Annotated in this window: 9 protein-coding genes and 1 pseudogene; 5 read left to right on the forward strand and 5 right to left on the reverse strand. The window is 60.3% G+C overall.

Annotated elements, in window-relative coordinates; all coding sequences use genetic code 11:
- Both AC1DLB_RS13030 and AC1DLB_RS13035 read left to right on the forward strand, forming a co-directional pair.
- A pseudogene (locus AC1DLB_RS13030) lies at positions 1-262 on the forward strand (NAD-dependent epimerase/dehydratase family protein); the annotation flags it as partial.
- Between the two features lie 116 nt (positions 263-378).
- Positions 379-1,248 carry a hypothetical protein gene (locus AC1DLB_RS13035; protein WP_018926570.1) on the forward strand — a complete coding sequence of 290 codons (870 nt, stop codon included), beginning with the start codon at positions 379-381 and terminating at the stop codon, positions 1,246-1,248.
- A 248-nt stretch (positions 1,249-1,496) separates the two neighbouring features.
- On the opposite strand, the gene AC1DLB_RS13040 is transcribed toward AC1DLB_RS13035, so the two are convergent.
- Positions 1,497-3,014: an MDR family MFS transporter gene (locus AC1DLB_RS13040; RefSeq protein WP_477744535.1), complete on the reverse strand. Its 1,518-nt coding sequence runs from the start codon at positions 3,012-3,014 to the stop codon at positions 1,497-1,499.
- A gap of 78 nt (positions 3,015-3,092) precedes the next feature.
- Entirely contained in the window at positions 3,093-4,286 is a 1,194-nt protein-coding gene (gene pobA / locus AC1DLB_RS13045; protein ID WP_018926568.1) for a 4-hydroxybenzoate 3-monooxygenase, read from the reverse strand.
- Positions 4,287-4,465: 179 nt separating this feature from the next.
- Between pobA and AC1DLB_RS13050 the strand changes: the two genes are divergently transcribed.
- Positions 4,466-5,377 (forward strand): helix-turn-helix domain-containing protein, encoded by a 912-nt coding sequence (locus tag AC1DLB_RS13050; RefSeq protein ID WP_019581529.1) that lies wholly within the window; start codon positions 4,466-4,468, stop codon positions 5,375-5,377.
- Between the two features lie 22 nt (positions 5,378-5,399).
- Here the strand turns inward: AC1DLB_RS13050 and AC1DLB_RS13055 are convergent, their stop codons facing one another.
- Positions 5,400-5,576 carry a hypothetical protein gene (locus tag AC1DLB_RS13055; RefSeq protein WP_167331182.1) on the reverse strand — a complete coding sequence of 59 codons (177 nt, stop codon included), beginning with the start codon at positions 5,574-5,576 and terminating at the stop codon, positions 5,400-5,402.
- 94 nt (positions 5,577-5,670) lie between these two features.
- Positions 5,671-6,576, reverse strand: coding sequence for a LysR family transcriptional regulator (locus tag AC1DLB_RS13060; protein WP_019581528.1), 906 nt, complete (start codon positions 6,574-6,576; stop codon positions 5,671-5,673).
- Positions 6,577-6,690: 114 nt separating this feature from the next.
- Here AC1DLB_RS13060 and AC1DLB_RS13065 point away from each other — a divergent pair, with 114 nt between their 5' ends.
- Together AC1DLB_RS13065 and AC1DLB_RS13070 are read left to right on the forward strand one after the other, a co-directional pair.
- Positions 6,691-7,572 carry an MBL fold metallo-hydrolase gene (locus tag AC1DLB_RS13065; protein WP_477744536.1) on the forward strand — a complete coding sequence of 294 codons (882 nt, stop codon included), beginning with the start codon at positions 6,691-6,693 and terminating at the stop codon, positions 7,570-7,572.
- Positions 7,573-7,780: 208 nt separating this feature from the next.
- Positions 7,781-8,395, forward strand: a complete 615-nt coding sequence (locus tag AC1DLB_RS13070; protein WP_138866899.1) for an NAD(P)-dependent oxidoreductase — start codon at positions 7,781-7,783, stop codon at positions 8,393-8,395.
- A gap of 60 nt (positions 8,396-8,455) precedes the next feature.
- Here the strand turns inward: AC1DLB_RS13070 and AC1DLB_RS13075 are convergent.
- Positions 8,456-8,664 (reverse strand): LysR substrate-binding domain-containing protein (locus AC1DLB_RS13075; RefSeq protein WP_477785091.1); only part of this gene is annotated, 209 nt, incomplete at its 5' end.

Here is an 8,664-nt window from a genome sequence, read left to right on the forward strand (position 1 = left end):
CAATATGGATGTGCCACAGGTGACCCGTTACCGTTCCTACGGCTTGGCCTACAGCCTTGCCGCGCTCAACGAGGGTGTTTGCAAGCTGTGRCCGGGTCGTCCCGAGCCGACCCTGTCGCGGCTGGGCATGCAGGTAATGAACAAAAATTTCACCCTGGACATCAGTCGCGCCCGGCATTATCTGGATTACGATCCGAAAGTCAGCCTCTGGACCGCCCTCGATGAATTTTGCGCCTGGTGGAAGGCTCAGGACATTCGCTGACACACAAGGGCCGGCCCTCACTGAACCGAGTTCGGGGTTCAGGGTCAACCGGTGCGGCAGCGAGGGTTATACTTCGCCGCATCAAGCCATCACCGCGTTTTACAAAGGTTGACTCAATGTCCATGCGTAACGATGCCAACGACGACTTCGACGATGTACCGAGCCTGCGTGCCGACAGCCTCGACGACGATGATTTTCCGACCACCGCGCGCACTTCCGTGCATTCGCGCACCACACCGGTAGTCAAGGTCAAAGGCCCGAGCACCGGCCCGCTGTGGGCGTTGGTCGGTGCGTTGTTCTTTGCCTTCGCTGGCCTTGCCTGGTGGAGTTTCCAGCAGATATCGCTGATGGAACAACAACTGGTGGCGACCCAGGAAAGTTTCGCCCGTATCAGTGAGGAAGCGGCGGGGCGCTTGCAGGACATTTCCGGCAAGGTCGTGGCCAGCCAGTCCACGGTCAACACCGGCAGTGAAGCGTTGAAGCTGCAAATCAAACAACTGGAAGGCAAGCTCCAGGACCAGAGCAAACAGCTGGAAAGCAAACTCCAGGATCAGAGTAAACAGCAGCAAGGCGTGCTCGGCCAGACCTCCGATCTGGACAAGCGCCTGGCGCAAATGACCACGCAGGCCAGCGAACAACAAGCCGCCAATGCTCAGTTGCAGGCCCAGGTCAAAGCCTTGAGCGGCGAGCTGGCCGCGTTGAAGAGCGCACCGGCCGATACCAGCAAAGTCGACGCCCAACTCAAAAGCCTTGGCGCCGATATCGCTGCGCTGAAGCGGCAAGGCAACCCGAGCGCTGCAGTCGAGCGTCTGGAGCAAGACATGATCGTGCTCAAAAGCCAACAGGACAACCGCCCGGCCGCCGCGCAAGGTGGTAACAATACTGCCGAGTTCGACGCCTTCCGTGGCCAGGTCACCCGCAACATCAACACCCTGCAGGCGCAGATCCAGAACCTGCAACAACAGCTGCACGCCCGGCCTCAATAGCCCGATGCGGTGATGTTGTGTGGAGTGGGCCTGTGGAGTGGGACTTTTGTGGCGAGGGAGCTTGCTCCCGCTCGACTGCGCAGCAGTCGCAAATCAGGCACCGCAGGTTATCTGAATAGCGGTGTTGAATGGGTTTGGGGCGGCTGCGCCACCCAACGGGAGCAAGCTCCCTCGCCACAGAAAGCAACACAACGCCTGGTCGTTAGTGGTGTCCGGGTTGACGTCTTCGCGGGCAAGCCTCGGTCTTTCTAGCGAACCTTGTCTTCCCGCCCGCGCAACACCCTGTTCGGCATGGCAATCGCCGCCACCAACCCCAGCAGCGACACCGCCGCGCTGACCATCAGCAAATGCCTGAAGGTCAGCAGCAGCTCGGCGCGCAAGGCGTTTTGCGCATCCCCCGGCGCGGCGTTCAAACCATCGAGCAAGACATTCCCCGAACGCCCCTCGGCAATCAGCGACGAGCCGGCCAGGTGCGCGAAACTGGAATCCTGCAACAACGCCAGCAACAGTGCCGACATCAACGCCACGCCCACTGCGCCGCCCAGAGCGCGGAACAGATTGGTGGTGCTGGTGGCAACGCCAATGTCCCGTTGATCCACCGAGTTTTGCGTGCCCACCAACGACGTCGGGAACTGCATTCCGCTGGCGATGCCGCTGAGCAACATGAACAGGCTGCTCAGCACGAACGCCTGCGGCGCACTGAACGCCATGCCGAGAATCGCCAACGGCATGAGCAACGCGCCGGTCAGGATCATCGGTTTGTAACGACCGGTCACCGAGGTCCGGCGCCCGGCGAAATAGGCGCCTATCGGCAAGCCCATGGCCAGCGGCAACAGGTGCAGTGCCGCGCTGTCGGCCCCGGCGCCGGTGACGCTCTGGAAGCGCAGCGGCATCAGCACGATCAGGGAAATCGCCTGGAAACTGGTGAAGAAAATCGTGCACCAGCAAAGGATCGCATTGCGGTTGGCGAACAAATGCATCGGCAGCAACGGTTCCCGCGCCCGCCGTTCATGCCAGACGAACACCGCCAGCACCGCCACCGCACAACCGAGCAAACCCGCCACTTCGGGACTGCGCCACGAATGCCCCTGGCCAACCTGAGTGATGCCCAGCAACAACGCCGTCAGGCCAATGATCATCAGCAACGTACCGAGGTAGTCGATGATCGGCTTGCGCTGCGGCACCGGCAGCCCTACCAGCGTGCGATAAGCCACCCACCAGGCACCCAGGCCCAACGGCAGGTTGATCAGGAATACCCAGCGCCAGGACAGGTATTCGGTCATGTAGCCACCGAGTACCGGGCCGGCCACGCTGGCCACCGCGTACATGCTGCTGAAATAGCCCTGATAGCGACCGCGTTCGCGCGGTGGAACGATGTCGCCGATGATCGCCTGGCTCACCGAAATCATTCCGCCGGCGCCGATGCCTTGAAAGATCCGCGCCAGCACCAGTTGCTCCATGCTTTGCGCCATGCCGCAGAACAATGAAGCCAGGGTGAACAAGCCCATGCCGAACAGCATCAACCGGCGGCGGCCATACAGATCGCCGAGCTTGCCGTAGATCGGCACCGCCACGGTCATCGCCACCATGTAGCCGGAAATGACCCAGGCCAGCAGGCTGACGTCCTTGAACTGCGCGGAAATCGCCGGCATCGACACAGCGACGATGGTTTGGTCCAGCGCGCCCAGAAAGATCGCCAGCATCAGGGCGATCAGCACGCTGCGAATAGCCGGTTTGGGCGTTTCAGGCCGGTTGAGATTGGTCACGGTAAAACCTGCGGACAGTAATGGACCCGCAAGGAGCAAGGCGAGCGGGAGTGCTCGCCAGTGTAAGTCGGTAGGAGCCTATTCGATAGCCTCGTATGGAAGGCCGACGTAGTTTTCCGCGATGGTTTTTCGGCCCGCCTCGGAGTCAACGAAATAGGCCAGTTCCGATTCGCTGATGCGCTGACTGAACGCGTCGTGCTCGTCGAAGCGATGCAACATCGAGGTCATCCACCAGGAAAACCGTTCGGCTTTCCACACCCGCCGCAGGCAGATTTCGGAATACTTCTCCAGCAAATCAACACGGCCTTCGCGGTAAACCTTCAGCAGAATATTGAACAACGTACTGACGTCGCTGGCCGCCAGGTTCAGGCCTTTGGCACCGGTGGGCGGGACGATGTGCGCGGCGTCGCCGACCAGGAACATCCGCCCGTACTGCATCGGCTCGACCACGAAACTGCGCAGCGGCGCGATGCTTTTCTCGATCGACGGGCCGGTCACCAGCACATCGGCGAGGGCCGCTGGCAGACGGGATTTGAGTTCGTCCCAGAAGCGTTGGTCGGACCAGTCATCGACCTGATCCTGGGCCGGTACCTGAAGGTAATAACGGGTGCGTGTCGGCGAACGCATGCTGCACAACGCAAAGCCCCGTTCATGCCGCGCATAGACCAACTCCTCGTGAACTGGCGGAGTGTCAGCGAGAATCCCCAGCCAGCCGAACGGATACACCCGCTCGAATACCTTCAGGCAGTCGGCAGGAATCGACTGTCGCGCCACGCCATGGAAACCGTCGCAACCGGCGATGTAGTCACAATCGAGTCGATACGTTTCGCCGTCCTTGTCGAAGGTCACATAGGGTTCAGCGCTTTTCATGCCGTGGGGGACGACGTTGCCGGCCGAATAAATTGTCTGCGCGCCAGTGTCCCGACGAGCGGCCATCAGGTCGCGGGTGACCTCGGTCTGGCCATACACCATCACGGTTTTGCCACCGGTCAATGTTTGCAGATCGATGTGTACCCGGCGCCCGTCCAGGGCCAGTTCGAAGCCGGTGTGAACCAGCCCTTCGGCGTCCATGCGCTGGCCCACTCCGGCCTGACGCAACAGCTCTACCATGCCTTGTTCGAGGACACCGGCACGGATGCGTCCCAGCACATAGTCCGGGGTCTGGCGTTCGAGAATCAGGGTGTCGATGCCGGCGTTATGCAGCAATTGGCCGAGTAGCAAACCAGAGGGGCCGGCGCCGATGATGGCGATTTGGGTTTTTAGTGTTTTCATTGTTTTTATGACTCGCAAGCTCCACGCGACCAACGCCGGTGGATGATTTTTATGGATCGAGTGCTTGCATTTTTCACTTGCGGGTCCGTCAATTGAAGGTGAAAACTGAGCCGATACCTGTACATTCTGCCAATCGGTGCGATTATCGCCCCGTTACCTTCGAGGCCTGGATTGAAGTGATGAACAAGCCCGCCCTGCCATCGATTCCGGTGTTCAAACTCTACGGTGAAAGCCTGGATTGGCCGACCCCCGATTTGCTCCACTGTGAAACCATTTCAAAACGCAGCCGCGAACATCAATGGGAAATAAAACCCCATCGCCACGCTGATTTGTGTCAGTTGCTCTTCGTCTTCAAAGGTCAGGCAGAGCTTGAGATCGAAGGGAAACGCTCACAATTGGCTGAGCCGGCAATCATCATTCTGCCGCCGTTATCGGTGCATGGTTATCGGTTTTCCGAGGACGTCGAAGGGTTCGTCGTCACCCTGGCCGCGCCACTGGTCGCCCATCTTCAGGCGCAGTTGGGCAATTCGGTAAATGCCCTGGCCCAAGCCGAAAGCTACCCGGCGGGCAAGGACAGCGAGTACCTCAACAGCCTGTTTTCAGCGCTGCAAAGCGAATACACCGGCCATCAACCGGCGCGGGAAATGCTCATGCATTCTCTGGTCAGCGTGATCATGGTGTGGGTCAGCCGCCAGGTGATCCAGCGCCGCGCTGCCAATCAGCGTCCGCAGCGTGCCCGGGAATACCTCAACGGTTTTATCCAGCTGGTGGAGGAGACCTATCGCCAGCACGTCAAGGTCGAGGACCTGGCCCATCGGCTGGGGATTTCCGTGTCTCACCTCAACGGCACGTGCCGTGAACTGGCGGGGCAGCCGGCGTTGCAGATCATGCACGAGCGTCAGTTGCTGGAGGCCAAGCGCTTGCTGACCTACACCAGCATGACCATTTATGAAATGTCCGATGTGCTGGGGTTTTCCGATCCGACCAACTTCACACGCTTGTTCCGACGTCGGGTGGGGATCTCGCCCAAGGCTTTTCGCGACCGCTTGAAAGCCGATCAGGACGCTGCCGATCAGAAGAGCGAGGCCTGACCCCCTCGCCACAAGGTGTTCGTCAGCGGAGGGCGTTGAGGCTTGCGCTGTGGGGGATGCAGCGCTCGAAGTTGCAGCTCGCGAAGTCATGGGGCACTTTGCGCAACTGTTCGACACGCCAGGCGGCTGTGCCATACAGCGCCAGCGTCGCCGCGCAGGTGATGAAAATGGCGAGGTATCTTCTTGTTTTGATGTTCATGGCGTTGACCTCTGAACGAATACCCTTGGGTACTGCTTTGAGCATAGGTCAGCGCCGGTGAGTTGCCATCAAAACCACCCCACATTCACTCCGGTTAAAGGCCCACATCCCATGCCGGTTCTTCGGGAAATCTGAGCACCAGAAAATCCAGCATGCTGCGCAACGCCACCGGCATGTGCTTGCGTGAGGCATACACCGCATAGATGTTCATCTGACGGGGCTCGGCCTGGGGCAGCAGGCGGATCAGTTCGCCGCTGTGGATATGCATGCCGGCCAGGTAACTGGGCAGCATCGCCACACCGGCCCCGGCCATCGCCGCGCGCAACAGCGTGCTGGCTTCGTTGGCGCTGATGTTGCCCTGTACCGGCACCGAGACCGGTTCGCCATCCTGCTCGAAATGCCAGAGGCTTTTGCCGAAGTAGGAGTGGGTCAGGCAATTGTGCAGGCTCAGGTCTTCGACCCGCTGCGGCGCCGGGTGCTCGCGCAGGTAAGCGGGGGAGGCGCAGATCACCGAGCGGCACACCGTCAGGCGCCGGGCGATCAGGTTCGGGTCCAGGTCGTTGCTGGTGCGGATGGCCAGGTCGATGCGCTCATCCACCAGGTTCACCGTGCGGTCGAGCATTTGCAGATCGATGCTTACGCCGGGGTAACGTTTGACGTAGGCGGCCATGGCATCGGCCAGTTGCGCCTGGCCGAACGAGGTGCTGACGCTGATCCGCAGCAGGCCGCGCGGTGCGTCGTCCGGCTCGCTGACGGCGGCTTGCATGTCGCTGGATAAATCGAGCATCTGCCGGCACCGGGGCAGGATTTCACTGCCGGCGGCGGTCAGGCTCAATTTGCGCGTGGTGCGGTGCATCAGGCGTGCGCCGACCCAATCTTCCAGCTCCGCCAGATACCGTGAAACCACCGGCCGCGACAGGTCCAGGTGATCGGCGGCGGCCGATTGGCTGCCCAGGTCCACCACCGTGACGAACACCCGCATTGCTTGTAGACGATCCATGATTTGCCCGCTTTCAGAAACAAACTATGTTCAAGCATCGCATTTTTTGTATCGAACCAGGCAACTAAGCTCTGTCCCATCGCCAAGCACGGCATTCGGACAACGGAGCAACAGATGATCGGCTTCACTTCAATCAAACGCATTCTTCTGGCAACCGCCGCACTGGGCTTCGCGGCCCACGCCGCTGCGGCGTCGACCCTGACCCTGGACGTCTACAACCCGGGCACCAACGCGATCTTCCCAGTGACCTCGGTACTGGTCAGCGGCGAGAAGGAAGCGATTCTGGTGGACGCACAATTCGGCAAGTCCCAGGCCGAACAAGTGGTGGAAAAAATCCGCGCCAGCGGCAAGCAACTGACCACCATCTACATCAGCCACGGTGACCCGGATTACTACTTCGGCCTCGACACCCTCACCCAGGCGTTCCCGAACGCCAAAGTGCTGGCCTCGCAACCGACCGTTGATCACATCAAGAAAACCGTCGACGGCAAACTGGCGTTCTGGGGTCCGAAAATGGGCGCCGACGTGCCGAACAAAACCATCGTGCCGCACGTGCTCAAAGGCGACAGCCTGATGCTGGAAGGGCAGAAACTGCAGGTGCTCGGCCTGGATGGCAAGCAACCGGATCGCAGCTTTGTGTGGATTCCGTCGATCAAGGCAGTGGTCGGTGGCGTGGTTGTCGCCGAAAACATTCATGTGTGGATGGCTGATACCCAGACCGCGCAGTCCCATGCCGATTGGCTGACGACGCTGCACACGATCGAAGCCTTGAAGCCGAACACCATCGTGCCGGGTCACTACCTGGGCGAGAGCGCTCGCTCCCTGGCGGCTGTGCAGTTCACCGCTGATTACATCAAGGCTTTCGACGAAGAAACCGCCAAGGCGAAAGATTCAGCCGAACTGATCGGCGCGATGAAAAAACGCTACCCGACCCTGGGCGAAGAAAGCTCGTTGGAGCTGAGTGCCAAAGTCGCCAAGGGCGAGATGAAGTGGTAACCCGTCGGACCTGAAACTGAACAAGCCTTTGTGGCGAGGGAGCTTGCTCCCGCTGGAGTGCGAAGCGCTCCCTGCACTCCATCAGGCACACCGCATTTACAGGTTTTACGACTGCTTCGCAGCCGAGCGGGAGCAAGCTCCCTCGCCACAAAGGTTGTGCTGATTACACACACGCTATACATCACAGTTACATCAACTGGAGAACGTCATGAGCAAAATCGCAATCATCGGTGCCACCGGTCGTGCCGGTAGCCAACTGTTGGAAGAAGCCCTGCGTCGCGGTCACAGCGTCACCGCCATCGCCCGCGACACCTCTAAAATCGGCCAGCGTGCCGGTGTCGTCAGCAAAAACGTCGACGTGCTCGATGCTGCCGCTTTGCAAGCCGCCGTCGCTGGTCATGATGCAGTAATCAGTGCTGCACATTTCTCCACCATCCCCGCCAGCGCCGTCATCGAGCCGGTGAAGCAGGCCGGGGTCAAGCGTCTGCTGGTGGTGGGCGGTGCCGGTTCGTTGTTGCTGCCGGGTGGCACCCGGGTGATCGACAGCGAAGGTTTTCCGCCGGAGTACAAGGCTGAGGCCAGCGCCGGTGCCGATTTCCTCAACACCTTGCGTCAGGAACAGAACCTGGACTGGACCTTCCTGTCGCCGTCGGCGGAGTTTGTCGAAGGTGAGCGTACGGGCACGTTTCGAGTCGGCAAGGATGACTTGCTGGTGAGTGCGCAGGGCCGCAGCTGGATTACCTTTGCCGATTACGCGATCGCGTTGCTGGATGAAGTGGAAACACCGAAGCATTCCCGCCAGCGGTTTACGGTCGGGTATTAATTTCGCAACACCACATCCCCTGTAGCAGCCGAACGCAGGCTGCTACAGGGCGATTTCGGTTCAGCGTGCCTGCGCCTGCTCCACCAACCACCCCATCAATTCGCGCAACTTCGGCGAAGGCGCAGGTTTTTCGGGGAACACCAGGTAATACGCCAATCCGGTTTTCACCTTCAAATCAAAGGGCATGACCAGCCGCCCGGCGCTCAGGTCATCGCCGATCAACGACCAATCGCCAATCGCCACGCCTGTCCCCTGGGACGCCATCGACA

This window comes from Pseudomonas sp. 05N434 (genome assembly GCF_056396965.1).